This window comes from Pseudomonas sp. UMAB-40, assembly GCF_900095275.1.
In the GTDB taxonomy this organism is placed as follows: Bacteria; Pseudomonadota; Gammaproteobacteria; order Pseudomonadales; family Pseudomonadaceae; genus Aquipseudomonas; species Aquipseudomonas mandelii_B.
The window spans coordinates 283,124-310,085 of the sequence record NZ_LT607554.1; the positions used below are offsets into that span (position 1 = coordinate 283,124).

Annotated in this window: 24 protein-coding genes; 11 read left to right on the forward strand and 13 right to left on the reverse strand. The window is 59.6% G+C overall.

Going from position 1 to position 26,962, the window contains the following annotated elements; translation table 11 throughout:
* The first annotated feature begins 93 nt into the window (after positions 1–93).
* From K0F88_RS07745 to K0F88_RS07770, 6 genes are all read left to right on the forward strand, one after another.
* Complete coding sequence (locus K0F88_RS07745) at positions 94–1,470, forward strand: pitrilysin family protein (protein ID WP_219094739.1); 1,377 nt, start codon at positions 94–96, stop codon at positions 1,468–1,470.
* A 164-nt stretch (positions 1,471–1,634) separates the two neighbouring features.
* Entirely contained in the window at positions 1,635–2,663 is a 1,029-nt protein-coding gene (locus K0F88_RS07750) for a DUF5924 family protein (protein WP_219094740.1), read from the forward strand.
* A gap of 55 nt (positions 2,664–2,718) precedes the next feature.
* Positions 2,719–3,867, forward strand: a complete 1,149-nt coding sequence (locus K0F88_RS07755; RefSeq protein ID WP_219094741.1) for an ABC transporter permease — start codon at positions 2,719–2,721, stop codon at positions 3,865–3,867.
* On the forward strand, positions 3,864–4,667 hold the full coding sequence (locus tag K0F88_RS07760) for an ABC transporter ATP-binding protein (RefSeq protein WP_219094742.1): 804 nt from the start codon (positions 3,864–3,866) through the stop codon (positions 4,665–4,667). The genes K0F88_RS07755 and K0F88_RS07760 overlap by 4 nt, the downstream gene beginning before the upstream one ends.
* Before the next feature lies 1 nt (position 4,668).
* Entirely contained in the window at positions 4,669–5,607 is a 939-nt protein-coding gene (locus K0F88_RS07765) for an MlaD family protein (protein WP_219094743.1), read from the forward strand.
* Complete coding sequence (locus tag K0F88_RS07770) at positions 5,604–6,230, forward strand: ABC-type transport auxiliary lipoprotein family protein (protein WP_094469820.1); 627 nt, start codon at positions 5,604–5,606, stop codon at positions 6,228–6,230. Before K0F88_RS07765 ends, K0F88_RS07770 begins: the two co-directional genes overlap by 4 nt.
* A gap of 119 nt (positions 6,231–6,349) precedes the next feature.
* Here the strand turns inward: K0F88_RS07770 and K0F88_RS07775 are convergent, their stop codons facing one another.
* From K0F88_RS07775 to K0F88_RS07795, 5 genes are all read right to left on the reverse strand, one after another.
* Complete coding sequence (locus K0F88_RS07775; RefSeq protein WP_219094744.1) at positions 6,350–7,579, reverse strand: nucleoside recognition domain-containing protein; 1,230 nt, start codon at positions 7,577–7,579, stop codon at positions 6,350–6,352.
* A gap of 168 nt (positions 7,580–7,747) precedes the next feature.
* Positions 7,748–9,079, reverse strand: a complete 1,332-nt coding sequence (gene gltP / locus K0F88_RS07780; protein ID WP_219094745.1) for a glutamate/aspartate:proton symporter GltP — start codon at positions 9,077–9,079, stop codon at positions 7,748–7,750.
* A 699-nt stretch (positions 9,080–9,778) separates the two neighbouring features.
* On the reverse strand, positions 9,779–10,243 hold the full coding sequence (locus K0F88_RS07785) for an inhibitor of vertebrate lysozyme family protein (RefSeq protein ID WP_219094746.1): 465 nt from the start codon (positions 10,241–10,243) through the stop codon (positions 9,779–9,781).
* A gap of 2 nt (positions 10,244–10,245) precedes the next feature.
* Positions 10,246–10,410, reverse strand: a complete 165-nt coding sequence (locus K0F88_RS07790; protein WP_003177151.1) for a DUF1328 domain-containing protein — start codon at positions 10,408–10,410, stop codon at positions 10,246–10,248.
* Between the two features lie 82 nt (positions 10,411–10,492).
* A complete protein-coding gene (locus K0F88_RS07795; RefSeq protein WP_094469816.1) occupies positions 10,493–10,780 on the reverse strand; it encodes a hypothetical protein in 288 nt (95 codons plus the stop codon).
* Between the two features lie 440 nt (positions 10,781–11,220).
* Between K0F88_RS07795 and algB the strand changes: the two genes are divergently transcribed.
* Both algB and K0F88_RS07805 read left to right on the forward strand, forming a co-directional pair.
* Positions 11,221–12,567 (forward strand): sigma-54-dependent response regulator transcription factor AlgB, encoded by a 1,347-nt coding sequence (algB, locus tag K0F88_RS07800; RefSeq protein ID WP_010465602.1) that lies wholly within the window; start codon positions 11,221–11,223, stop codon positions 12,565–12,567.
* Between the two features lie 7 nt (positions 12,568–12,574).
* Positions 12,575–14,362 (forward strand): KinB sensor domain-containing domain, encoded by a 1,788-nt coding sequence (locus K0F88_RS07805; protein ID WP_219094747.1) that lies wholly within the window; start codon positions 12,575–12,577, stop codon positions 14,360–14,362.
* A gap of 11 nt (positions 14,363–14,373) precedes the next feature.
* Here the strand turns inward: K0F88_RS07805 and K0F88_RS07810 are convergent, their stop codons facing one another.
* The 7 genes from K0F88_RS07810 to K0F88_RS07840 form a co-directional block, all read right to left on the reverse strand.
* Entirely contained in the window at positions 14,374–15,987 is a 1,614-nt protein-coding gene (locus K0F88_RS07810) for an EAL domain-containing protein (protein ID WP_094469814.1), read from the reverse strand.
* A gap of 75 nt (positions 15,988–16,062) precedes the next feature.
* Positions 16,063–16,842: an N-acetylmuramoyl-L-alanine amidase gene (locus K0F88_RS07815; protein WP_094469813.1), complete on the reverse strand. Its 780-nt coding sequence runs from the start codon at positions 16,840–16,842 to the stop codon at positions 16,063–16,065.
* A gap of 103 nt (positions 16,843–16,945) precedes the next feature.
* The gene (locus tag K0F88_RS07820; RefSeq protein ID WP_219094748.1) at positions 16,946–18,964 is read right to left on the reverse strand and encodes a GGDEF domain-containing protein; all 2,019 of its coding nucleotides are present in this window, start codon (positions 18,962–18,964) and stop codon (positions 16,946–16,948) included.
* Entirely contained in the window at positions 18,965–19,840 is an 876-nt protein-coding gene (locus tag K0F88_RS07825) for an endonuclease/exonuclease/phosphatase family protein (protein ID WP_219094749.1), read from the reverse strand. It abuts the gene before it with no gap.
* A gap of 14 nt (positions 19,841–19,854) precedes the next feature.
* Complete coding sequence (locus tag K0F88_RS07830) at positions 19,855–20,496, reverse strand: thiol:disulfide interchange protein DsbA/DsbL (RefSeq protein WP_219094750.1); 642 nt, start codon at positions 20,494–20,496, stop codon at positions 19,855–19,857.
* Positions 20,497–20,696: 200 nt separating this feature from the next.
* Positions 20,697–21,308 carry a cytochrome c4 gene (locus K0F88_RS07835; protein WP_219094751.1) on the reverse strand — a complete coding sequence of 204 codons (612 nt, stop codon included), beginning with the start codon at positions 21,306–21,308 and terminating at the stop codon, positions 20,697–20,699.
* Positions 21,309–21,354: 46 nt separating this feature from the next.
* On the reverse strand, positions 21,355–21,645 hold the full coding sequence (locus K0F88_RS07840; protein ID WP_008156007.1) for a cytochrome c5 family protein: 291 nt from the start codon (positions 21,643–21,645) through the stop codon (positions 21,355–21,357).
* Positions 21,646–21,836: 191 nt separating this feature from the next.
* Between K0F88_RS07840 and yihA the strand changes: the two genes are divergently transcribed.
* Complete coding sequence (yihA, locus tag K0F88_RS07845) at positions 21,837–22,481, forward strand: ribosome biogenesis GTP-binding protein YihA/YsxC (RefSeq protein WP_219094752.1); 645 nt, start codon at positions 21,837–21,839, stop codon at positions 22,479–22,481.
* A 284-nt stretch (positions 22,482–22,765) separates the two neighbouring features.
* On the opposite strand, the gene polA is transcribed toward yihA, so the two are convergent.
* Positions 22,766–25,537 (reverse strand): DNA polymerase I, encoded by a 2,772-nt coding sequence (gene polA, locus K0F88_RS07850; protein ID WP_219094753.1) that lies wholly within the window; start codon positions 25,535–25,537, stop codon positions 22,766–22,768.
* Positions 25,538–25,611: 74 nt separating this feature from the next.
* Here polA and K0F88_RS07855 point away from each other — a divergent pair, with 74 nt between their 5' ends.
* Both K0F88_RS07855 and K0F88_RS07860 read left to right on the forward strand, forming a co-directional pair.
* Complete coding sequence (locus K0F88_RS07855; protein ID WP_074872303.1) at positions 25,612–25,902, forward strand: DUF2782 domain-containing protein; 291 nt, start codon at positions 25,612–25,614, stop codon at positions 25,900–25,902.
* Positions 25,903–25,960: 58 nt separating this feature from the next.
* A complete protein-coding gene (locus K0F88_RS07860; RefSeq protein WP_219094754.1) occupies positions 25,961–26,911 on the forward strand; it encodes a homoserine kinase in 951 nt (316 codons plus the stop codon).
* The last annotated feature ends 51 nt before the right edge of the window (positions 26,912–26,962 follow it).

A 26,962-nucleotide genomic window follows, 5' to 3' on the forward strand; every position in this document is an offset into this window, starting at 1 on the left:
AGTACACCAAAGATCCACTGTGGGAGCGGGCTTGCCCGCGATAGCGGCCAGAAGGACGGCATGGATCTCCGATTGGTTGCCTGGAAGCTTGCTATGCGTTGTCTGTTGTTCGCTTGTCTGTTGCTCGGCTCATTCCCTTCGTTTGCCCTGGATCGTTTCCAGGTCGAGGGCTATACGCTGCCCAACGGTCTGCAATTGCTGCTCAAGCCCGGCACCGAGCGCGGGCATGTGGCGATTCGTCTGGTGGTCGGCGTGGGCCTGGATGATTTCAGCTGCGCCGACAAGGAGCTGCCGCATCTGCTCGAACACTTGTTGTTCAGCGGCATCGATGCCACGGGCGAAGGCGGCCTGGAAGAGCGCATGCAGGCGTTGGGCGGTGAGTGGAACGCTTTCACCAGCAACGCCGACACCACGTTCGTCATCGAAGCCCCGGCGAAAAACCAGCGCAAGGTGCTCGACCTGCTGTTGGCGCTGCTGACGCAGACCCGAATCGACGACAACGCCATCAACGCCGCCAAACAAGTGGTCGAGCGTGAGGACGGTGGCCATTACTCACACTTGCAGCGTTGGCTGGATCGTCAGGACCTGGGTCACACCGCGAGCAATCAGCTGGCGATAGAGCTGGGCCTTAGATGCCCCGAGCGGGCCGAGGTCGATCACCTGACCCGCGAGCAACTGGAGACGGTGCGCAAGGCTTGGTATGCGCCCAACAACATGACGCTGATCGTGGTCGGCGAGCTCGACAAGTTGTTGCCGGCGTATCTGGAACGCTCGTATGGCGCACTTGAAGCGGTCGACCCTACCGATCACCTGCCCTTGCCGGAAATCCAGGCCAGTGCTGCTCACGAGCGAACGCTGGGCGACGGCTTTGTCGGCGGTGGTGCCAAGCTGCACTGGTTGGTGCCGGAACCGGTGCTGCAGGATCAGCACGACGAAACCTTCGACCTGCTCAAGGACTATCTGGACTGGGCGCTCTACCGCCAATTGCGCCTGTCCCACGGTTTGTCCTACGGCCCCTCGGCCGAGCGCGAGGTGTTTGGCGGGGTGGGCTTCATGAGCCTGAACGCCGACCTTGATCGCGATGACGTGCCTAAGGCCCAGCAGGTGCTGGAGGATTTGAAGGCCGATTTGCTCAAGGACGGTCTCGACGCAGACACCTTCAATCGCCTCAAAAAGGCCGCCATCGCCCGCCAGGCTTGGGCCGTGCAAGGCAACAGCGCGCTGGCCGATTACTACTGGAGCGCGCTGGGCGACTACCAGGACGGGCGTTTCGCCGACCCGGCCAGGGAGCTGCAAGGCGTGACGCTGGAAGAAGCGAACAAGGCCATGCGCGAGTTGCTCATGCAACCGGGGTATGTGCGGATCGAGAAGCCGTTGATGAGTTATGACCAGTTGATGTGGGCGATGGCCGGGCTGTTTGGCCTGATTGTCTTCGCAGTTTTAGCTTGGCGAGTCCATCGCAAAAAATAACTTTTACGACTGCTGCGCAGCCGAACGGGGGCAAGCCCCCTCGCCACAAGGACATCATCACCCCCAGGTTTTGTGTTCGATCAAAATGATCGGCACCCTCGCCACGCCTGCGCCCGGGCGGTACTCTGTCGAGGATTTTCCCCACGACTATTGCGAACCGCCGAATGCCTAATCTGACCCTGTACGTCCAGCGCATCCTGGAATTGATGAAGCGCTATCCAGGGGTCATTGCGCTCGGAGGTTTTATCTCCGGGGTCGGCAGCTTCATCCTGGTGGATCGGCAACAGGGTCTGGCGACCTGGATCACCATCATCATGGTGCTCAGCTGGATCTGGCTGATGCTGGAAAACAGCCTGACCAAGTTGTTCACCAAACTCTTCAAACGCGAAATCCCCCAGCCTTTGCTGCGTTACGCCACGCAGATGATTCACCAGGAAAGCCTGTTCTTCGTCCTGCCGTTCTTTTTCATCACCACGACCTGGAACAGCGGCCAGTTGTTCTTCACCGGGTTGCTGAGCATGGCGGCGCTGATTTCCATCATCGACCCGCTCTACTACAAATGGCTGGCGCCCCGGCGCTGGGCGTTCCTGGCGTTGCACACGCTGACGCTGTTCGCCGCGCTGTTGACCGCCCTGCCCGTCATCCTGCACCTGACCACTTCACAGAGTTTCAAACTGGCGCTGGGTACTGCTGTGGTGTTGTCGTTCCCGAGCTTGGCGTCGATCTTCCCGATCCGCACGGTGCGCAACGCGTTGGCGATCCTGAGTATCACGCTGGGCATCGGCGCCCTCGGCTGGGTGCTGCGTTCGTGGGTGCCGCCGGCCACTTTGTGGATGACCGACGTGGCGATCAGTACGCAAATGCAGGACCGCACGCCTGGCAAGAGTCTGGACGAAGTCAGCGCCGAGCAGATCCGGGGTGACGGGCTGTATGCCTACACCGCGATCAATGCCCCGCGCGGCCTCGATGAGCGGATCTATCACGTCTGGCAGTTCAACGGCAAAGAGGTCGACCGCATCCCGCTGGACATCCACGGCGGGCGTAAGGAAGGCTACCGCGCCTGGACCCACAAGCAGAATTTCCCGGGCAATCCGGCCGGCAAATGGCAGGTCCGGGTGCTGACCGAAGACGGCCAAGTCATCGGCGTGCTGCGCTTCAAAGTCACGGACAGCACACCGATCAAAGAAAAGTAATCCGGTTCGTGCTATTACGTAGATCTGCGCAAATAGCCGAACAAGCACGGAGCTTATGACCAGCAGCACAATGGCCGGCAATGCCCAGCTAGACGCCTCTCACTCCCCTGCTCAATTGCGGGTCACGGGTGACTGGACGCTCGCCCACTACGCCGATCTCAAGCACCTGAGCGAAAAGCTCCGCGGCCAATACGACGACAGCACGCACATCGACCTCAATGGCCTCGGTGCGCTCGATACCGCCGGGGCGTCGCTGTTGGTGGAACTGCTCGGGTCGGAGCGTCTGGGCCGATCCGCGGAGCATCCCGATTGCACGTTGTCCCCGGCCGACCGCGCCTTGTTGCAGACGGTTTATTGCTCGCTCAGCGACTTCTGCGTGCCGATCAAGGAACCGGAGATCAGCGTCGGCATTCAGCTGCTGACCCGCATCGGTCGTGCAGTCGACGCCGTCTGGCAGGACACCCTGCAACTGCTGGGCTTCGTCGGCTTGATCCTCGAAACCATCGCGCGCGGGCTGTTTCGCCCCAAGCGCTGGCGCATCACGCCCATGGTCGCGCACATCGAACAGACTGGCCTCGACGCCGCGCCCATTGTGGCCCTGCTGACCTTTCTGGTCGGTGCCGTGGTGGCGTTTCTCGGGGCGACGGTGCTGGCGAGTTTCGGCGCGAGTATTTTCACCGTGGACCTGGTGGCGTTCTCCTTCCTGCGTGAATTTGGCGTGTTGCTGACCGCGATCCTGATGGCCGGTCGTACCGCCAGTGCGTTCACCGCGCAGATCGGCTCGATGAAGGCCAACGAAGAAATCGACGCCATCCGCACCTTGGGCCTCGACCCGATGGAGTTGCTGGTGGTGCCGCGGGTATTGGCGTTGCTGGTGGCGCTGCCGATGCTGACCTTCCTGGCGATGATCTCGGGAATCATCGGCGGTGGCGTGGTCTGCGCCGTGTCGCTGGGGATCTCGCCGGCGATGTTCCTGTCGCTGCTGCAAACCGATATCGGCGTTCAGCACTTTCTGGTGGGGATCGTCAAAGCGCCGATCTTCGCGTTCCTGATCGCCGCGATCGGTTGCCTCGAAGGCTTCAAGGTCAGCGGCAGCGCCGAGTCCGTGGGCGCTCACACCACGTCGAGCGTGGTGCAGTCGATTTTCGTGGTGATTGTGCTCGACGCCGTGGCCGCGCTGTTTTTCATGGAGATGGGCTGGTGAGTCGTTTACCCCGAGCGCCCTCCGAGGCGGTGATCGAAGTTCGTGGGCTGTGCAATCGCTTCGGCAGCCAAAGCGTGCACGAGAACCTCGACCTGGATTTGTATAAGGGCGAAATCCTTGCCGTGGTCGGCGGTTCCGGCAGCGGGAAATCGGTGCTGCTGCGCAGCATCGTCGGCTTGCGCCAGCCCAGCGAGGGGGTGGTGAAGGTCTTTGGCAAGAACCTGCCGACCCTGTCCGAACACGAGCGTTCGATGGTCGAACGGCGTTTCGGCGTGCTGTTCCAGAAAGGCGCCCTGTTCTCTTCGCTGACCGTGACCGAGAACGTGGCCTTGCCCCTGATCGAACACGCCGGCCTGAGCCGTGAAGACGCCGAGCATCTGGCAGCGGTGAAACTGGCGTTGGCCGGGTTGCCGCTGTCGGCGGCGGACAAATACCCGGCCTCGCTGTCTGGCGGCATGATCAAGCGCGCGGCGCTGGCCCGGGCGTTGGCGCTGGACCCGGACATCCTGTTCCTCGACGAGCCCACCGCCGGCCTCGACCCGATTGGCGCCGCCGCCTTTGATCAATTGATCCTGACCCTGCGCGATGCCTTGGGCCTGAGTGTGTTTCTGGTCACCCATGACCTCGACACGCTCTACACCATCACCGACCGGGTGGCGGTGTTGGCGCAGAAAAAGGTGCTGGTGGCGGACGCCATCGACAAGGTCTCGGAAACCGACGACCCGTGGATTCACGAATACTTCCATGGCCCTCGCGGCCGCGCGGCGCTGACCGCCGCTCAACAGTTGAATGAGGTCTGACATGGAAACCCGAGCCCATCATGTATTGATCGGCCTGTTCACCGTGATTGTGGTGGCAGGCGCCCTGCTCTTCGGTCTGTGGCTGGCAAAGTCCAGCGTCGACACCGAGTTCAAGGATTACGAAGTCGTCTTCAACGAGGCGGTCAGTGGCTTGTCCAAGGGCAGCGCCGTGCAGTACAGCGGGATCAAGGTCGGCGACGTGGTGACGTTGCGCCTGGACCCGAAAGACCCGCGTCGGGTGCTGGCGCGGATTCGCCTGGGCGGCGATACGCCGATCAAGGAAGACACCCGGGCCATCCTGGCGCTGACCGGGATTACCGGGACTTCGATCATTCAACTCAGCGGCGGTACGCCGCAAAGTCCGACGCTCAAGGGCAAGGACGGCTATCTGCCGGTGATTGTCGCGTCGCCCTCGCCTATCGCTCGCTTGCTCAATGACAGCGGCGACCTGATGGCCGGTGTGAACACACTGATGCATAACGCCAACCAGATGTTTTCCACGGAGAACGTCGAGCGCATCAGCAAGACGCTGGAACATCTGGAACAAACCACCGGCACCATCGCCGACCAGCGCGGTGATATTCGTCAGGCGATGCAACAACTGGCGTCGGTCGGCAAGCAGGCTGGCGCCATGCTGGAACAGACGTCGGCGCTGATGCGTAATGCCAACGGCCTGCTCAACGATCAGGGCAAGCAGATGTTCGGCAGCGCCGAGCAGGCGATGAAATCGCTGGAAGAAAGCAGCGCCACCATCAATAAATTGCTCACGACCAATCAGAACTCTCTGAACAGCGGCATGCAAGGCCTCAACGGCCTGGCGCCTGCGGTGCGTGAATTACGCGACACCCTGACGTCGTTGCGGACCATCTCCCAACGCCTGGAAGCCAACCCCAGCGGTTATTTGCTCGGCAATGACAAGAACAAGGAGTTCACGCCATGAAGCTTGCGACCTTCGCCCTCCTCGCCAGCTTCACGTTGGTCAGCTCCTGCTCGATCCTGCCCAAGTCCGAGCCGTCCGATGTCTATCGCTTGCCGTCGGCCCAGAGCAGCGTTTCGGCCAGCCACGGCACGCCGCAACGCTGGTCGCTGCGCCTGACCAAGCCGCAGGCCAGCGAAGCGTTGAACAGCCCGAAAATCGCCGTGATCCCGCAAGGTGATCTGATCAGCAGCTACACCGCCTCGCGCTGGAGCGATCCGGCGCCGGTGTTGCTGCGTAATCGGTTGCTGGATGGTTTCCAGCGGGACGGCCGGGTGCCGTTGCTGAGCACGGATGACAGCAACTTCCAGGCAGATCTGGAGTTGGGCGGGAGTCTGCAAGCATTTCAGACTGAGTACCAAGGCACCGCTGCCAGCGTAGTCGTGCGGCTGGATGCCTTGCTGGTGCGCGGGTATGACCAGCGCATCCTCGCCAGTCGCCGCTTTGAAGTGCGTCAGCCATTGAGCGATGTGAAAGTGCCGGCGGTGGTGGCCGGGTTTGGCCAGGCGAGCGATCAGTTGACGGCGCAGGTGGTGGCTTGGGCGGTGGAGCAAGGGCAGAAAGTGGCCCCGCCACCCCGCCCCTAAAGCCAACACAAATCCCCTTGTGGGAGCGGGCCTGCTCGCGAAAGCGGTACATCAGTCGACATCAATGTTGAATGTCAGACCGCTTTCGCGAGCAAGCCCGCTCCCACAGGGTTTTGTGGTTAACCGAAGAACCAGTAGCAAACGCCAATCGCGCCGAGAACACCGGCCAGTTCAGCCAGCAACGCACACCCTACCGCATGCCGCGCCCGCTGGATGCCCACCGCGCCGAAGTACACCGCCAGCACATAGAACGTCGTTTCCGTACTGCCCTGAATCGTCGCCGCCACCAGTGCCGGGAAGCTGTCCACACCCGACGTCTTCATGGTTTCGATCAGCATCGCCCGTGCGGCGCTGCCGGAGAATGGTTTGACCATTGCCGTCGGCAGTGCGTCGACGAAGCGCGTGTCCCAACCGGCCCACTCCACCAGGTGCCGAATCCCGTCCAGACCAAAATCCAGTGCCCCGGACGCCCGCAGTACGCCGACGGCGCAAAGCATCGCCACCAGATATGGCAGCAGGTTCTTGGCCACGTCGAAGCCTTCTTTGGCGCCTTCGACGAACGCTTCGTAGACCTTCACTTTGCGTAATGCGCCGATCACCAGAAACAGCATGATCAGCCCGAACAGCGTCAGGTTGCCGAGGATCGAGGACAGGCCGGCCAGGGCGGTCGCCGAGAGCGTCGCCAGCAGTGCCATGAAGCCACCGAGGGCCAAGGCACCGGGAATCAGATACGCGAGCACCACAGGGTCCCACAGCCGCAGACGTTGCATGAACGCCACCGACAGCAGGCCGACCAGTGTCGAGCAGCTGGTCGCCAGCAGGATCGGCAGGAACACCAGGGTCGGATCGGGCGCACCTTGCTGGGCGCGGTACATGAAGATCGTCACCGGCAGCAGGGTCAGGGAGGAGGCATTGAGTACCAGGAACAGAATCTGCGCGTTGCTGGCGATGGTGGCGCTGGGGTTGAGCTCTTGCAGCGCCTTCATGGCTTTGAGGCCGATCGGCGTGGCGGCGTTGTCCAGGCCCAGGCCGTTGGCGGCGAAGTTGAGCGTGATCAGGCCGATGGCCGGGTGACCGGCTGGCACTTCCGGCATCAGGCGCAAGAACAAGGGGCCCAGCGCCTTGGCCAGCCATTCGACGATCCCGGCCTTCTCGGCAATTCGCAGAAAGCCCAGCCAGAGGGTCAGGGTGCCGAACAGCAGGACCATGACTTCGACCGATAACTTGGCCATGGCGAAAATGCTTTCCACCATCGCCGCGAAGATCCCGGCGTTACCGCCGATCAGCCATTGCGCCAGCGCCGAAACGGCAGCCACGATGAAAAAGCCAAGCCACAGGCCATTGAGCATCAGTTAAATCCCCCGAAGAATCCGCGAATGATAGCGGGGTGTGCAGAAACGACAAACCCCGGATTTCTCCGGGGTTTGTTTGTATGACGTACAGCTTGTTGGACCTGGATCGATGGTGACCCGAATCCACTGTGGGAGCGGGCAAGCCCGCTCCCACAGGTTTTTGTATTAGTTGCTGGAGATCTCGCCCGCCGGCAGCTTTTCCTTGCTGCGCCAGTGCGGCAGCGAGTTCCAGTAGCGTTGGCCCTTGGCGTCGTCGTACATGCCTTCCCAACGGGAGATGACCAGCACGGCCAGGGCATTGCCGATCACGTTCAAGGCAGTACGCGCCATGTCCATGATGCGGTCGACACCGGCGATAAACGCCAGGCCTTCGAGCGGAATACCGACGCTGCCCAGTGTGGCCAACAACACCACGAAGGACACGCCCGGTACGCCGGCGATGCCTTTGGACGTCACCATCAGGGTCAGCACCAGCAGCAATTGCTGGCTGATCGACAGGTCGATGCCGTACAGCTGGGCAATAAAGATCGCCGCGATGCTCTGGTACAGGGTCGAGCCGTCGAGGTTGAACGAGTAACCGGTCGGCACCACAAAGCTGCAAATGGCTTTCGGCGCGCCGTAGGCTTCCATCTTCTCGATCACGCGCGGCAGCACGGTTTCGGAACTGGCGGTGGAGTAGGCCAGGACCAGCTCATCCTTGAAGATGCGCATCAGCTTGATCACCGAGAAGCCGAACAGGCGAGCGATCAGGCCCAGCACCACAAAGGCGAAGAAGGCGATGGCGACATAAACCAGGATCACCAGTTTGGCCAGTGGCACCAGGGAAGCGAAACCGAAGTTGGCCACGGTCACCGCGATCAGTGCGAACACGCCGATCGGGGCGTAGTTCATGATCATGTGGGTGACTTTGAACATGCTTTCCGACACGCCCTGGAACATCTTCACCAGCGGCTCGCGCAGGTCCGATTGCAGGCTCGACAAGCCGAGGCCGAACAATACGGAGAAGAAGATGATCGGCAGCATTTCGCCGCGGGCCATGGCCGCGAAGATGTTCGACGGGATCAGGTTGAGGATGGTTTCGATGAACGCATGTTCATGCTGAACCTCAGCCGCCGTCGCCTGGTACTTGGAAATATCCACCGTACCCAGGGTGCTCATGTCGATGCCGGTGCCCGGATGGAACACGTTGGCCAGCACCAGACCGACCACGATGGCGATGGTGGTGACGATCTCGAAGTAAATGATGGTCTTGAGGCCGATACGCCCGAGTTTCTTCGCGTCGCCTACGCCAGCGATGCCGACGATCAACGAGGAGATGACGATCGGGATCACGATCATCTTGATCAGACGGATAAAGATATCGCCTGCCGGTTGCAGGACGTTGCTGATCCACCAGGCTTTTTCGGCACTGAAATGGTTGAGCAGCGCACCGATTGCTATCCCCAGAACCAGACCGATGAGGATCTGCCAGGCGAGGCTGAGCTTTGCCTTCTTCATATCTTTACCCTTACTTGCGTTTGACTCAGGCGAATGCAAGAACTGGAACGCTCGTGGCGAAAAAGTCTGTGCATCTGCCCCCGTATAAGGTGCCCCGGAGCGCTTTGTTTCGGCTCTCTGGCAGGCGAAAAAAGGCGCAACTATTCCGATGCAAGGAAGCGACGTCTAATGCCGTAAACGCCTACCCTATGCCGAATCGGCATGAGCTTTTTTAATTGAAACTCGCGTCCCAACCGGTTCGAATACGCCATTTCGGCAGGCAAAAGTGCCGTGAACCGGCCATTCCAGAGGAGGTTGGTTGTTTTTTAAACAGTTGAATTCATGACGAAATTTCGGAAAAAGCCTACGTTTGGCAGCGAAAACTCTTCTGCCTAAAGTCGAAGGTTTCTCGATATACGGTCGTGAAGAAACACCGCGAAATGGTTTTGCGGGGAATATGCAGCAGAGGGGAATGAGCGAAGTGCTCTAGATCAACGTATTGCACGTTGAAGCTCTTCGCAAGTCCGTCGAGCCACTCTGGGCTGGCGAACTTGCGTCGCAGCTTTATTACCTGACCCGGCCCTTGCGCAGACACTCCATGTGCCCGTAGGTCACTCCGACCCTGAAACAGTCAGAACGTCCCGACCCCTTGGTCATGCGCCTGCCTTCCTCGGGTAGCGCACTGGAAAGAAGCGATGCTGCTCCTTTCGTGTTTCAAACTCAGTACCAGTTCGGATCTTTCTTGAGCTGTTCCATCAACAGGTCCTGCATGCCTGGGTCCGGTTTCCCGAGGAAGCGGTAGTCGGCATGTCGCGTTGGCGACTTGTCGGCCGGCAATCCTGCAGGCACTTCGACCAGCATGGCGTAGGCGTCCTTCTTGTCGAAGCTGAAAGCCACGATCAGGCGCTTGTTCAGGCACGTCGGTTGCGTTTCGCAAAGCGGCCCGACCAGGTACTTGTCGCCATCTTCTTCAAGAGCATTCATTTGCTCGGCAGCGCCAGACAGGTTCATCACCCATTCCGGCAGTCGCTCTTCCTTTTTAACGACTTTAGTCCACGTTTCACGGTACTGCGGGTCCGAATTCAACAATTCGCTGGCCCGCGTCTGGCCATCATTGGCCGCCATCGCCATGGCACCACCGCCCAGAAGCAGGGCGGCTGCCAGTGTTTTTAACAAAACGCTCATATTCAGCCTCGACCACGACGGCCAAAGAAGAAGGAAGCAATGAACATCACCAGGAACACGACAAAGAGAATCTTGGCGATACCCGTGGCGGTGCCCGCGATACCACCGAAGCCCAGTACCGCAGCGATGATGGCAATGATCAAGAATGTGATTGCCCAGCTCAACATGGTGATTCTCCTTACGCTTCTATATTAGAGATGTCGCTTATGGTGCTTTTCCCGGCGCAACGAGCGCGCCAAGTTCGTTTGCTCAGAACACCCAACGTTCCTGACGAGGCATCTCATCCACAGGCTGAGCCTGGTCGACGTCCATCATTCGCATCGGGGCGAGGTCAGCCTGGCTGCTGCTGACGGCGCTGAAATGGGTCTGGGTTGCACGGTGAATCGACACGTGCGGCGCCTCTGGCTGCTGGCTCTGTTCCCAAAGCAGGAACTGCTGACCTGCGATCAGCGTGATCAGCAGCGCCAGCACGCCAAACAGGCCTTGTTGAAGATGCAAAGGCGAGATGCGCATTGGGGCGACACGTAGGCGATTCATCCTGAAACTCCTCCCACTCTGGTGGTGATCTTGTTAGTGGGCGTCGATACGAAATGGCCCTGATTACTCAGGCTATTGCAGCCTGCATGCCAGCTTTTTCATATAAAAAAATCGTTTTAAATCAATCAGTTAGCTTGGTCGTGAAAATCAGGGTGGACGCATCCTGCACGATGAGCCGCGCAGGGTCGTGCGTATTGCACGATCGATTCCCGGCAACTTTGATTATTTTTGAATTGAGAGGAGGGCGCGGATGTCAGAAAGGGACGTGGGTAATTGCCACATCGGCGGTTTTTTTGTAAAAAACCAGAGAAATCAGCCCATTAGCTAATGGATGAGTAGAGAGCTACCCTGCCATGGCTGGAATGGATCAGAATCAACCATGCAACTTGCCCGATTTTTCCGGGACTAACCAAGATCATTCATTAAAGGAGCGCAGGAACATGGAATCAGCCACTGAGCATCAAGGCCGCATTCTGCTGGTGGATGACGAATCCGCCATTCTGCGAACCTTCCGCTATTGCCTCGAAGATGAAGGCTATAGCGTCGCCACCGCGAACAGTGCGGCGCAAGCTGATGCGTTGCTGCAACGTCAGGTGTTCGACCTGTGCTTCCTCGATCTGCGCCTGGGTGAAGACAATGGCCTGGATGTGCTGGCCCAGATGCGTATTCAGGCACCCTGGATGCGGGTGGTGATCGTCACCGCTCACTCGGCCGTCGACACCGCCGTGGATGCGATCCAGGCCGGCGCCGCCGACTACCTCGTCAAACCTTGCAGCCCCGACCAGTTGCGTCTGGCCACCGCCAAGCAGCTGGAAGTCCGGCAGCTCTCGGCACGGCTGGAAGCCCTTGAAGGCGAAGTGCGTAAACCCAAGGACGGTCTGGATTCCCATAGCCCGGCCATGAAAGTGGTGCTCGAAACCGCACGCCAGGTCGCCAGCACTGACGCCAACATCCTGATTCTCGGCGAATCCGGCACCGGTAAGGGTGAACTGTCCCAAGCCATTCACGGCTGGAGCAAACGCCAGAAGAAATCCTGCGTCACCATCAACTGCCCGTCGTTGACGGCGGAATTGATGGAAAGTGAGCTCTTCGGTCACAGCCGCGGCGCATTCACCGGTGCCAGCGAAAGTACCTTGGGGCGCGTCAATCAGGCGGACGGCGGCACCTTGTTTCTCGACGAGATCGGCGATTTTCCCCTGACGTTGCAACCCAAGTTGCTGCGTTTTATCCAGGATAAGGAATACGAGCGCGTGGGTGATCCGGTGACCCGCCGCGCCGATGTGCGCATCCTCGCCGCGACCAACCTGAACCTCGAAGACATGGTGCGCGACGGTCGTTTCCGTGAAGACCTGCTCTATCGCCTGAACGTCATCACGTTGCACTTGCCGCCACTGCGCGAGCGCCGGGAAGACATTCTGAACCTGGCCGACCGTTTCCTGGCTCGCTTCGTCAAGGAGTACGCGCGTCCGGCACGGGGCTTCAGCGACGAGGCTCGCGAAGCGTTGCTGGGTTACCGCTGGCCCGGCAACATCCGCGAACTGCGTAACGTGGTGGAGCGGGCGAGCATTATCTGCCCTCAGGAACGGGTCGAGATCAGCCACCTGGGAATGGCCGAGACCCCGACCAACAACGCGCCGCGTATTGGCGCTGCGTTGAGCCTGGATGAGTTGGAGAAAGCCCACATCGGTGCCGTCCTCGCCACCGCTGATACGCTGGATCAGGCGGCCAAGACACTCGGCATTGATGCCTCGACCCTGTACCGCAAACGCAAGCAGTACAACCTGTGAGCCTGCAATGAAACTGGCGATGAAGCTGCGTACTCGGCTGTTTCTGAGTATTTCTGCGCTGATCACCGTGGCGCTGCTCGGGCTGTTGCTCGGGCTGGTCAGCGTGATGCAGATGGCCGGCACCCAGGAGGTGCTGGTTCGAAACAACTTTGTCACGCTGGACCTGGGGTTGAAATTGCGTCAGACCCTGGGCGATCAGCTCATGATCATGATCGACGAAAAGCCCGATCCCACAGCGTTCGAGACCGCCAGGAAAAACTACCTCGAGTTGCTTGAAGAAGGCATCACCCTTCAGAAGTCCGGCAACGGCGGCTATGGTTTCAAACAGGCCAAGGCTGACTACCTCGACTTTCTTCAAGCCTACGATCAGACAAAAGTGCCGAAGCCTGTATTGGGCGGTAACGAGGCGTTGAAGGAAAAATTCAACACTCTTCGAAGCGGTCTGCTTACTGAACAAAAGCGCGCACTGGATAACATTAACAGTACCGAGCGCCAGGCCCGGGAACGCGCGTTGCTGATTGCCGGGCTGCTCGGGTTGGTGGGGCTGGCGGTACTGATCATCGGGTTCGTGACCGCCCATGGAATCGCCCGCCGGTTTGGCGCTCCGATCGAAGCGTTGGTCCAGGCTGCTGACAACATCGGCCAAGGTAATTTCGAAGTGACCCTGCCGGTTTCCTCCGCCGAGGAAATGAACCAGTTGACCAAGCGCTTCGGCATCATGGCGCAGGCGCTGCGTGAGCATCAGGCGATGAACATCGACGAGCTGCTCGCCGGTCAGCAGCGTCTGCAAGCCGTACTCGACAGCATCGACGATGGGTTGTTGATGATCGACCGCGAAGGCCATCTGGAACACCTCAACCCCGTGGCCCAGCGTCAGTTGGGGTGGGACACCGATCGACTCGGTCAAGGGCTGGGCACTGCGCTCGATCGTCCCGAACTGGATGAGCAGCTACAACTGGTGTTGCGCGGCGGGACCCTGGAGCGAGCGCCGGAAGACCTGAGCGTTGAGGTCGACGGTGAGTCGAGGTTGCTGACCTACAGCCTGACCCCGGTCAGCCATACGCAGGGCCACATTCTTGGCGCCGTGATGGTGCTGCATGACGTCACAGAACAGCGTGCATTCGAACGGGTGCGCAGCGAGTTCGTCTTGCGCGCATCCCATGAGTTGCGCACCCCGGTGACCGGGATGCACATGGCCTTCGGGCTGTTCCGCGAACGGGCGAAATTTCCTGAGGACTCTCGCGAAGCCGACTTGCTGGACACCGTGAATGAAGAAATGCAGCGGTTGATGCAGCTGATAAACGACCTGCTGAATTTCTCGCGCTACCAAAACGGGTTGCAGAAACTCACGCTGGCGCCTTGTTCCATTGAAGAGATACTGGAACAGGCTCAGGCACGCTTTGCCGGGTCTGCGGCGCAGAAGGGCATTGAGTTGCTGGTGGAAGTTCAGGGGCCGTTACCCAGATTGCAGGCCGACCAGGCGCAATTGGACCGTGTGCTCGATAACCTGATCGATAACGCTTTGCGTCATACCCCTCGGGATGGACTGATACGTTTGCAGGCGCGGCGCCATGGTGAGCGAGTGATTATCAGCGTGGAAGACAACGGTGAGGGCATTGCCTACGGTCAGCAGGGACGGATCTTTGAGCCCTTCGTCCAGGTCGGCCGCAAGAAGGGCGGTGCCGGGCTTGGTTTGGCGTTGTGCAAGGAAATCGTGCAGTTGCATGGCGGGCGGATGGGCGTTTATTCGCGGCCGGGGCAGGGCACGCAGTTCTACATGGCACTGGCGGTGTAAACCGCTGCAGTTCAGGCTTCATCATCCAGGCGTCGATTGTTCCGCCGGCGACCACGGGTAATCAGTTCGATGAACTGCACGGCGCTCAGGGCATGGGCGAACAGCCAGCCCTGACCGTACTTCACCCCTTCACTGCTCAGAAAGGCTGCTTGCGCTTCATGTTCTATGCCCTCGGCAATCACCCTGAGTTGCAGGGCCTGGGCCATGTGAATGATGTGCGGTGCCACGCCGCTGCTGGCGGCATCATGGCCCAGCGCATCAATGAACGCCTTGTCGATTTTCAGGCAGTCCACCGGCAGGGTTTGCAGGTAGGCGAGGCTGCAATAGCCCGTGCCGAAATCATCGATCAGCACCTGATGCCCGACATCGCGCAAGGCTTGCAGGTTTTCCCTGGCCACCACCACATCGATCAAGCCCCGCTCAGTCACCTCAAAGGCAATCTGCTTTGCCGCGACCCGGTGCAAGGTCAGCAAGCGTGCCATCACCTGGCCGATACGCGGCACCATGACATCGCACGCAGCAAGGTTGACGGAAATATACAACTGCGGATTGGCGCGGAGCAATTGCCCTAGTTGTTCGAGGAGTCGCTGTAATACGAAGTCGGTCATCTGGCGGATCTGGCCGGTGTTTTCCGCCATCGGGATAAACAGGTCGGGGCTTGTCAGCGTGCCGTCCGGCCTTCGCCAGCGCAGCAAGGCTTCAGCCCCGACACAGTTGCGGCTGTCGAGGTCGAAGATCGGCTGATACAACACCTGCAATTCGCCTCGTCGGATGGCGCCGTTCAGTTCAGCGTCCAGTGACTGACGCTGGCGCACCAACAGAAACACCATGAATCCGACCAGGATGCCCAGTGCCAGACTGGCCGGCAGCAGCCACCACCAAACTGCCGGTACATGCATGTTCGTGCGCGGCGTGATCAACACTAATTGGTATTCGGGATTGTTGGTGGGCATCCGGTAAATCAAGCGGGTTTGCGTCACTTGCAGCGCATCGCGGCTTTCCAGGGGCCAGAATTCTGTGGGTGGCCAAACTTGTGCGGCTCCGAGGACAGGAATCGCACGGGTGCCATGGGAGAGCACTACCAGCAGGCTGCTTCCCGGGGACAGATCAACCATGTCGGTCAAATGCCCGCGAGAGGTTGCGACCCGAAAGTTGCCGCGTCCAAGCATCAACGCAGCACGGTTTTCATCGGGTTCGGTGGTCGTGTTCAGCCAGTAGCTGTAGGTGGGCCCCTTGATGTCTGGCGGTCGACTCAGCGACAGCCCCTCCTGGCGAGGGCGATTCGAGCAGATCCGCGAGGCATCCATGTAGGCGGCTTCGTAAACGAAGCGGTAGTTGAAGCTGACCTGTTGCAAGGTCGCGATCATTTCATCATCGCAGCCACGCAGGGGTTGGGCTTCCAGATCGTCGAGGCTTTCACGTAGCTGCCCGAATAATTGCTCCAGTCGGGCGAGGAAACGCTCGCCCTGGGCATTCATTTCCTGGCTTTCCCGCTGCTCGACCTGATGCATCGCTAAAAAAAGGCTGGCGGCCATCAATAACGTTGCGCTCAAGGCAGCAGCCAGCATCGCCAAAAACCAGGGGCGATAGAACCAGCTACGAAGCGTCTCTCGAGCTACAGTCATTGTGGATATCCGAAGAATTACCAATGAGTTATAGCTGCTGATTGAGAAAAAGCCCTTACCGTCGGGCGGGCGTCATTATTTTGTCTGATTCAAAACTTGTAGAAGCGCCGCCGTCTGAGCGTCAGGTGTGCCATCGAATCGGGTGGGGCGGAAATGCATTTGAAAAGCCGCCAGTACATGGCGAGTAGCGACATCGAGCTCGCCCGTTTGTGGCGTGGCGTAACCCAGTCGGGCCAGCTGTCCCTGATACCAGCTGATGCTCGGCAGTTCTGCTGCGAACCGGGCTTGCTGGCGTGCGACGGCCTGCTCGTTTGGCCAGACGCCTATGCCTTCGGCGGCCAGACGCTTCCAGGGGAACAGCGGGCCGGGATCGAGCTTACGCAGCGGCGCGATGTCGCTGTGGCCGATGATGGAACGAGGATTGATGTTGTAACGCTTGCTGATGTCCTTGAGCAGAAAGATCAGCGACTGAACCTGATCTTCGCTGTAGGGGTACCAGAGACGGCCCGTCGGCGTGTCTTTGAAGCCAGGATTGACGATCTCGATGCCGATGGAGCTGGAGTTCAGCCAGGTCCGGCCTTGCCATTCGCTTTCACCTGCGTGCCACGATCGAAGATTTTCATCCATCAGCTTATAGATGGTGGCGCCTTTGTCGTCACCGATCAGGTAGTGACTGCTGACCTCGCCGTGGGTCAGCAATTGCAGGGAGTGCTCGAGGGAGGCAGAGGTGTAATGCACCACCACGAACTGAATACGACTGTCGTGATTGGCTGAAGGGTGGCTGGTGTCGATCCGCGGGCCGCTGGCACAACCGGCCAACAGAAGTAGCGACACAATGAGAGCAAGACATTTCATGGCAGGAGGCAATACACGCAAGTCAGTAATGCAACAGTGTAACGTACTGACTTGCGCGCAGAGGGCAAAAGCGCTGTTTTAAATAAAATGGAACAATTGGCTGTCAGCCTGCTTCAACACGGTTGCGGCCGGCATTTTTCGCACGGTATAGCGCTTGATCGGCTCTTTTCAGCACCAAATCGCTATGTTCGCCGGCTTTGAATGCCGTCACACCCATGGAAATGGTAATGGTCACTCGCTCACCCTTGAAGTGAAAAGGGCAGGCTTCGATGGAGGCACGCAAGGATTCCAGCAATTTGGCACCGTTTGCCAAGGGTGTGGAGGGCATCAACAGGACAAATTCCTCACCGCCGAACCGCGCAATGAAATCCGTCCCGCGCAGGCGTTTGCGCAGCACGCTGGCGATGATCTTCAGCACCTTGTCACCTGCCAGGTGGCCGTAGTTATCGTTGATGCGTTTGAAGTGGTCGAGGTCGAGCATCGCCAGCAACAGGGTGTTGCCGTGTTGCTGCCATTGGCGGACTTCGTGCTCCAGCCGCTCACTCCAGGCCGCTCGATTGGGCAGGCTGGTGAGGGGGTCGATCAGGGCTTTCTGGCGTTGTTCTTCAAGGTGTTCGCGGTAGCCCAGCGCTTCCTGTTCCATGTGCGCCACGCGTTCGGCCAGGCTTTGCAACCGAGCCGCGACTTCCTGCTCACGTTCGTCGCGCTGCTTCTGGTGTTGATCCATGGTGCCGAGCAGGCCTTCGAGATGGTTCTCCAGGACGTGCTTGAGGTCGTCCAGATCCGCCGCTTCCTGCATGCTGCTCTGCAGGCCATCGACTTGCTCGCGGATCTGCGTATCCATCTCGCGCGCAGCCGAGCGGTTGTCGGCATGGCCGTCACTGGCTGCTTGCAGGTTGCTCTGGAACGATTCCAGACGTTCGTTGAGTTGCTGCAGGTACGCTTCGAATTCGTGCTGGCCGCTGTCCGTAATCGCCAGCATCAACGTTGCCAGATCATCGAGGATCGGGATCAATTCGTACCAGTTCAAGCCGTTTTGCAGGCGATCACGCATCGCTTCCGCTTGCGGGCGATGGCGCTCGGGCAACGTCAGGTCATCGAGCAGGCCAAGGAGCGTGTCTTCGATATGCTTGGCGACAGAGCTGTAGGACGGCTCGGGTGAGTCGGGCAGGGCGTAGAGAACATCCTCTGGCACAAGGTGCTCCGCCTCAATGGTCACCGGGGTCAGTTCATCCGGGTTGACTGCCGGTGGCACTTGCTCGGCTGGCGTAATGTCTGGAAGCGCTGGTTCTGCCAGTTGTTCGATATTCGGCTGAGTCGGTGGCTCTACAGGTTGCGCAGATGCAGTCTCTGGCTGAAGCACAGGCGGGACAAACGCCACCACTTCCGGAGCAGGTTCCGTTGCCTGTACTTCCAGTGATTCAGGGGTTGCAGCGTCAGGTTGGACGTCGATTACGGCTGGTTGTACGACTGACGGCTGCTCCACTGTGGGTGCGAGATCAGCCGTTTCCGGCGGGGCCTCGGCAATCGGTTCAACCGTTTGCAGGGGCAACGCTTGTACCGCAGGAGCGGCGATCTGCGGGGAGGCCTCATCCGCTTCCCGGTTACCAAACAGGCGCTGCAGAAACCCGGGGCGATCAGGTTCTGCGGGGGTATCCAGTTGACGCAAGGCTTTGCCTTGCAGGCCACTCAGTTCGCTGAGCAGCAACGGAATCTCACGGGCCTGACTGACTCGCCCATCCAGTTGTTTGGCAAAGTTCTTCAGCGGCCGGCTGACTTCGCGAGGTAGCGGCAGTGTTTGCAGCTGGGTCACCAGCGCAGTCAGTGCGGCGCTGGTCTGATTGACCCGGGTTTCCCGGCGTTGCTCGGAATCGAGTACGGCTTTTTCCAGGCGCGGAAGCAGGGCGGCCAGGCCGGCGTCCATGTCATCGGTACGCACGACTTCGCGCATTTCCTTCATGCATTGATCAACGGCGCGATCGGTGCCTTCTGCGGCCAGGGTGCTGCGCACCAGCCCACGGCGCAGCAAGTCGAGCCGGGCATCCCAACGGCGTTCGAGCTTTTCCTGTTGTTCGATGCTTTTGAGGTATTTCTCTTTCCAGCGCTGTGTTTCGTCGCTCATTCATGGGATCCGCGAAGGGGCAGGACTCAACGCGGGGAATGCATCGGCCGTGAGCGAACCCGGCAGACGAATCTCTACCGCGACGGGCAGGTGATCTGAAATCGGTTGTGCCAGCACCTCGACCTTTTCAAGGGTCAGTGTCGGGCTGAGCAGAATATGGTCCAGGCAGCGCTGCGGGCGCCAGCTGGGGAAGGTCGCTTCCAGTTGCGGCGCGAGCAGGCCGAGGTCACGCAACGGGGAGTTCTGCAGCAAATCACTGGCGTGGGTATTCATGTCGCCCATCAGCACCTGGTGTTTGTAACCGCCGATCAACTCGCGGATGTAAGCCAGTTGCAGGCTGCGGGCCCGAGCGCCCAGCGCCAGGTGCATCATCACCACCACCAGCGCCTCCGGACCTTCGCCGAAACGCACCAGAATCGCCCCGCGGCCCTTTGGCCCCGGCAGCGGATGATCTTCAATCGCCCACGGGCGCAGGCGGCTGAGCACGCCATTGCTGTGCTGGCCGAGGCGACCGAGATTGCGATTGAGTTGTTGATACCAGTAGGGGAAGGCGCCGAGCTGCGCCAAGTGTTCAACCTGATTGACGTAGCCTGATCGCAGGCTGCCGCCATCGGCTTCCTGCAAGGCGACCAGATCGAAGTCGCCCAACAAATTGCCGATCTTTTGCAGGTTGTCGGCACGCCCGGTGTGCGGCAGCAGATGCTGCCAGCCTCGGGTCAGGTAATGCCGGTAGCGCTCGGTACTGATACCGACCTGGATATTGAAGCTGAGCAAGCGCAGACGGCTGTCTGCGGGCAGGCCCGTCGATTCCAGATGATGCTCGTTGACCCGCGGATCATGCAGGCCAACGACACGTTCCGTACCCCAGCGGCGCATGGCGGGCCCCGCGCTTAGTTGGCAGCAGCCTTGTTAGCCGCTCGCTCTTTGTCGACCAGTTTGTCGGCCAGTTGCAGTGCTTGTTCGGCGCCGCCGGCAGAGCCCACGTCAAAGCGGTACTTGCCGTTGACGATCATGGTCGGAACGCCAGAGATTTCATATTTCTTCGCCAGTTCTTTAGCTTTGTTGATCTGGCCCTTGATGGCGAAGGAGTCGAAGGTGGCCAGGAACTTGTCCTTGTCTACGCCTTGAGTGGCCAGGAATTCGGCCATTTCATTCTTGTCGACCAGCTTCTTGTGTTCTTTCTGAATCGCGTTGAACACCGCAGCGTGAACCTTGTTCTCGACGCCCATCGCTTCAAGGGTCAGGAACATTTGGCCGTGTGCGTCCCATGGGCCGCCGAACATGGCAGGGATGCGGACGAAGTTCACGTCGGAAGGTAGTTTTTCGACCCAAGGATTGATCACCGGCTCAAATGCGTAGCAATGCGGGCAGCCATACCAGAACAGCTCCACGACTTCGATCTTGCCAGGCACGGCGACCGGAACCGGGTTGGTCAGTTCGACATAAGGGGCGGCGGGTGCTTCGGCGGCTTGGGCAGTCATGCCGAACAGGCTGGCAGCGACGAGTGCGGCGCTGATGATCAGATTACGCATGCTTTACTCCTGGACAATTTTGGTCGCCTCGCGCGACCTGTTTTCAGACAGGTCCTGGCGGGCTTGAGTTCTGTAGTGTAACGGCAGCGGCCACAAAAAAGGGCGGCCTGAGCCACCCTTTTTATACTTGCTGCGACGGATTAATAGAGCGTTAACGTTGCAGGAGATGTACTTCCCGCGCGACGCCCGATTCGCCGGTCTTAGTGCAGGCCTTGAATGTAGCTGGACACCGCAGCGATATCTTCGTCGCTGAGCTTTTTGGCAATGCTTTGCATCGGTTTGGTATCGCCATCGTTGGCACGACCGCCTTCTTCCTTGCGGAAGTCGGTCAATTGCTTGGCAACGTATTGAGCGTGCTGGCCACCCAGATGCGGGAAGCCGGCCGCTGCGTTGCCTGTGCCATTCGGCGAGTGGCAGCCGGTGCAGGCTGGCAGGCCCTTGGCCAGGTCACCGCCGCGGAACAAGGCTTCACCGCGAGCCACGACTTTCGGGTCGGCGGCGCCAACGCTGCCTTTCTGGCTGGCGAAGTAGGCGGAGATATCAACCAGGTCCTGATCGCTCAGGTTGGTCAGCAGGCCGGTCATTTCCAGAACGGTGCGTTTGCCGGACTTGATATCGTGCAACTGTTTGTTCAGATAACGCTCGCCCTGGCCTGCCAGTTTCGGAAAGTTAGGCGCCATGCTGTTGCCATCCGGGCCATGACAGGCGCCACATACTGCGGCTTTCGCCTGACCAGCAGTTGCATCACCTGCAGCATGGGCTACGCCGGAGATCCCCACGGTCAACAGCAGACTCACGATCAATTTGTTCATCAGCTAATCCAACTACGGCTAAGGGTTAAAGAGTTATGGACCGGGATCACTCGCTCATCCACTGGATGATGGCCTGGTAATCCTCGGCACTGCAGTCCATGCACAAACCACGCGGCGGCATCGCCTTGAAACCCTGGGTCACGTGTTGCACCAGCGTCTCCATACCTTTCGCCAACCTCGGCGTCCAAGCTTCCTGATCGCCCTTTTTGGGCGCCATGGGGAGTTGGCCGGAATGACAGGCACCACAAACACGGTTGTACACCGCTTCCGGATCCTGTGTAGCCTGAGCGCTGTAAAGCGGCATCAAGACACCGGCAGCTAGCAGCCATTTCGTCATAAAACGACCTTTTCAGGGTTGAGAGCGTTCTGCGTTCTAATGCGCAATCAAGGTCATTCGCTCTCGTGAACTTCATCCTACGCTGGGACAAAGCGCACACAAAATCTGCGGCATTATATACTGGCGTCACTGAAACGGAAACGACACCGCTTGCCGCGTCCATTCCCGGCGCCGCCCACATCGGAAATCCCATGCAACTCAAGAACCCCATCCTCGGCCTGTGCCAACAGTCCACCTTCATGCTCAGCGCTGCCAAAGTCGACCAATGTCCCGACGACGAAGGCTTTGAAGTGGCCTTCGCCGGGCGTTCCAACGCCGGCAAGTCCAGTGCGCTGAACACCCTGACGCACGCCAGCCTGGCGCGGACCTCGAAAACTCCGGGTCGCACGCAGCTCTTGAACTTCTTCAAGCTAGACGATGATCGTCGTCTGGTCGACCTCCCGGGTTACGGTTACGCGAAAGTGCCTATCCCGTTGAAGCTGCACTGGCAGCGTCACCTGGAAGCTTATCTGGGTGGTCGCGAGAGTTTGAAAGGCCTGATTCTGATGATGGACATCCGTCATCCAATGACCGATTTCGACCTGTTGATGCTCGACTGGGCCGTCGCCAGCGGCATGCCGATGCATATTTTGCTGACCAAAGCCGACAAGCTGACCTATGGCGCGGCGAAAAACGTCCTGCTCAAGGTTCAGACAGACATCCGCAAAGGATGGGGCGATGCGATCAGCATCCAGCTGTTCTCGGCGCCAAAGCGCATGGGCCTGGAAGACGCCTACACTGTATTGGCAGGCTGGATGGAGCTGGCGGACAAAGGCTCCGAGGTTGCGGAGCAATAAATCGCAGGCAAAAAAAACCCCGGACTTCTTATGGGGAGGGGGAAGTTCCGGGGTTCAAGTTCCGGACCGCTAGGGCGGGGTCCAGATATCTGCCAACACTTAACACAACATAGGAGCATCGAAGGGCTTCACCAGCCATTCAGTAACTCTGAGTGGCAGTTCACAGGTTTAGTTCCGGAGCTTCAGAAACCATTTGTAATAAGTGTGATTTCTTTCCGAAATAAGGGCCCTTCACCCTTCTGCCGCGGCACTATGCCGCAGCAGAAAACGCCTTTTCAGACGGCTCAGTGAGCCTCATCCCAGTTATTGCCTACGCCAACCTCGACCAGAAGCGGCACATCCAGCTTCACGGCGTCGCTCATGTGCACGCGAATTTCTTCCCGAACCTGGTCGACCAGATCTTCACGCACCTCAAGCACCAATTCATCGTGCACCTGCAGGATGACTTTGGCGTCGAGGCCCGAGGAGGTCAGCCAGTTATCCACAGCTACCATGGCTTTCTTGATGATGTCTGCCGCAGTGCCTTGCATCGGCGCGTTGATCGCCGTGCGCTCGGCACCTTTGCGCAACGCCGGGTTTTTCGCGTTGATTTCCGGCAGGTACAGGCGACGGCCGAAGATGGTCTCGACAAAACCTTGCTCGGCCGCCTGGGTGCGGGTGCGTTCCATGTACGCCAGAACACCCGGGTAGCGGGCGAAATAACGGTCGATGTACGCCTGGGATTGCTTGCGATCAACGCCGATCTGCTTGGCCAGGCCAAACGCGCTCATGCCGTAGATCAAACCAAAGTTGATCGCCTTGGCGCTGCGGCGCTGATCGGTGGTGACGTCGGCCAGCTCAACGCCGAATACTTCGGCGGCGGTGGCCTTGTGCACGTCCAGGTCATTGCGGAACGCGTGCAATAAGCCTTCGTCCTTGGCCAGGTGCGCCATGATCCGCAGTTCGATTTGCGAATAGTCCGCCGCCAGCAACTTGTAGCCTTTTGGCGCGACGAACGCCTGACGAATCCGCCGCCCTTCGGCCGTGCGGATTGGAATGTTCTGCAAGTTCGGATCGCTGGACGACAAGCGCCCGGTCGCCGCGACAGCCTGATGATAGGACGTGTGAATCCGCCCGGTGCGCGGGTTGATCTGTTCCGGCAGGCGATCGGTGTAGGTGCTTTTCAGTTTGCTCATCGAGCGGTACTGCATCAGCACTTTGGGCAACGGGTAATCCTGCTCGGCCAGTTCCGCCAGGACGGCTTCGGCGGTGGACGCCTGGCCCTTGGCGGTTTTGCTGAGGATCGGCAACCCGAGTTTTTCGTACAGGATCACGCCCAATTGCTTCGGCGAGCCGAGGTTGAATTCTTCACCGGCGATGGCGAATGCCTCACGCTCCAGCGCGACCATTTTGTCGCCCAGTTCAACGCTTTGGATGCCCAGCAGATTGGCGTCGACCAGCGCGCCCTGGCGTTCGATGCGGGCGAGTACCGGCACCAACGGCATTTCGATTTCGCTCAGGACTTTGCTCAGGCTCGGAATGGCATTGAGCTTTTCCTGCAAGGTCTGGTGCAGGCGCAGCGTCACGTCGGCGTCTTCGGCGGCGTAAGGCCCGGCCAGTTCCAGCGAGATCTGGTCAAACGTCAGCTGCTTGGCACCCTTGCCGGCGATGTCCTGAAAACTGGTGGTGGTGTGGTTCAGGTACTTGAGCGCCAGGCTGTCCATGTCGTGGCGGGTCGCGGTGGAATCCAGCACGTAGGATTCGAGCATGGTGTCGAACGCGATGCCTTGCACGGTGATGCCGCAGCTCTGGTCGCCACCGATGGCACAGTTGGCCAGGATGTTCATGTCGAACTTGGCGTGCTGGCCGACCTTGAGTTTGTTCGGGTCTTCCAGGATCGGTTTCAGCGCGCGCAACACGGTGTCGCGATCGAGCTGATCTGGCACACCCATGTAGGAATGGGTCAGCGGAATGTAGGCCGCTTCGTTGGCCTGTACAGCAAACGACAGGCCGACCAATTGCGCCTGCTGCGCATCGATGCCGGTGGTTTCAGTATCAAAGGCGATCAGCTTGGCGTTGTTGAGTTTCTTCAGCCACAGGTCGAAATCGGCCTGGGTGAGGATCGTGGTGTACTTGAGCTCGGTCTCGACAGCGGCTTCTTCAACCACCGGGGCGCTGACTTCCTGGCCGGAACGCTTGGCATCACGCTGGTTATCTTCAAACCAGCTCTTGAATTCGAGCAGGGTGTAGAGCTCAGCGAGTTTATCGTGATTCGGCCGGCCCATTTGCAGGTCGTCGAGCCCGATGTCCAGCGGCACGTCGATCTTGATGGTTGCCAGTTGATAGGAGAGGAATGCCATCTCCTTGTGCTCTTCGAGCTTGGCCGGCAGGGTCTTGGCGCCACGAATCGGCAGGGTCGGGACGATGTCGAGCTGTGCGTACAGCTCGGTCAGGCCGCCGTTCACGCCCACCAACAGGCCGGAAGCGGTCTTCGGACCAATGCCCGGAACGCCCGGAATGTTGTCGGAAGAATCGCCCATCAGTGCCAGGTAATCGATGATCTGCTCGGGAGCGACGCCGAATTTCTCCTTCACGCCCTCCACGTCCAGCGCGCTACCGGTCATTGTGTTGACCAAGGTAATGTGGCCGTCGACCAGTTGCGCCATGTCCTTGTCGCCGGTGGAAATCACCACCGGTCGGTCAGCCGCGGCGCTACTTCGGGCCAAGGTGCCGATCACGTCGTCAGCCTCGACGCCTTCAACGCACAGCAGCGGGAAGCCCAGCGCGATCACGCTCTGGTGCAGTGGCTCGATCTGCACGCGCATGTCATCCGGCATGCTCGGACGGTTGGCCTTGTATTCGGCGTACATGTCATCGCGAAAAGTCCCACCCTTGGCGTCGAACACCACGGCGAACGGACTGTCCGGGTACTGCTTGCGCAGACTCTTGAGCATGTTCAACACGCCTTTGACCGCACCGGTCGGCAGACCCTTGGAAGTGGTCAGCGGCGGCAGGGCGTGAAAGGCGCGGTACAGGTAAGAAGAACCGTCCACCAGGACGAGGGGGGCTTGGCTCATGAGCAGGATCAACCTTTTCGGCGGGTCCGGCGCTAGAATAGCGGGACCGTTGACGACAAAGGGACAAGGTTATCATGCGCACACTAAATCGCCTGTTGCTGGCTGGCTTGTTTGTAACCGTTCCCCTGGCCGTCATGGCGGCGGATGATGCGCCGACACCGGAGCCGGAAGTCACGATCCGCACGGAAGGGGATAAAACCATCCAGGAGTACCGTCAAAACGGTTTCCTGTATGCGATCAAGGTCACTCCGAAGGGCGCACCGCCGTATTTCCTGGTGCGTGCGGATGGGACAGATGCAAACTTCATCCGCTCGGATCAGCCGGATATGCTGATTCCGTCGTGGAAAATTTTTGAGTGGAAGTAGTTTCTTAATTTCAATCGGCGCTGGCTCAAGCAGCGGCGCCCGTACTGGCAGTTTAAACATGTCTGTGTTCACCCCGCTGGCTCGGCCCGAGCTGGAAACCTTTCTCGCCCCATACGGGCTCGGCCGCCTGCTTGATTTCCAGGGAATTGCCGCCGGTAGTGAAAACACCAATTTCTTCATCAGCCTGGAGCAGGGCGAATTTGTCCTGACCCTGGTCGAGCGCGGTCCGGTCCAGGAGATGCCGTTCTTCATCGAACTGCTCGATGTGCTGCACGAGGCTGATCTGCCGGTGCCTTACGCGCTGCGCACCACCGACGGCGTGGCCTTGCGCGAACTGGCCGGCAAGCCTGCGCTGTTGCAACCACGCCTGGCCGGCAAGCACATCAAGGAAGCCAACGCGCAGCATTGTGCTCAAGTCGGCGAGTTGCTGGGCCATCTGCACCTGGCGACCCAGGCCAACATGATCAAGCGCAAAACCGATCGTGGCCTGGACTGGATGCTGGAGGAGGGCACGCAGTTGCTGTCCCACCTGAATGCCGAGCAGAGTGATTTGCTGCAACGGGCACTGGACGAAATCACTCAGCAGAAGACGAAAATTCTGGCGTTGCCACGGGCCAACATCCACGCGGATCTGTTCCGTGATAACGCGATGTTCGAAGGCACGCACCTGACCGGATTGATCGACTTCTACAACGCCTGCTCGGGGCCGATGCTGTACGACGTGGCCATTGCCTTGAATGACTGGTGCTCGGATGACAACGGGCTGATCGACGGGCCGCGAGCAAGGGCGTTGTTGGGCGCTTATGCGGCGTTGCGGCCATTCACGGCAGCCGAAGCCGAGTTGTGGCCGACCATGCTGCGCGTGGCGTGTGTGCGGTTCTGGTTGTCACGGTTGATTGCCGCGGAGTCGTTTGCCGGGCAGGACGTGTTGATTCACGATCCGATGGAGTTTCAGCAGCGGTTGGCGCAGCGGCAGAAGGTCAGTACGCCGCTACCGTTCGCCCTCTAAATTGTGGCGAGGGGGCTTGCCCCCGTTGGAGTGCGAAGCGCTCCTATGCGA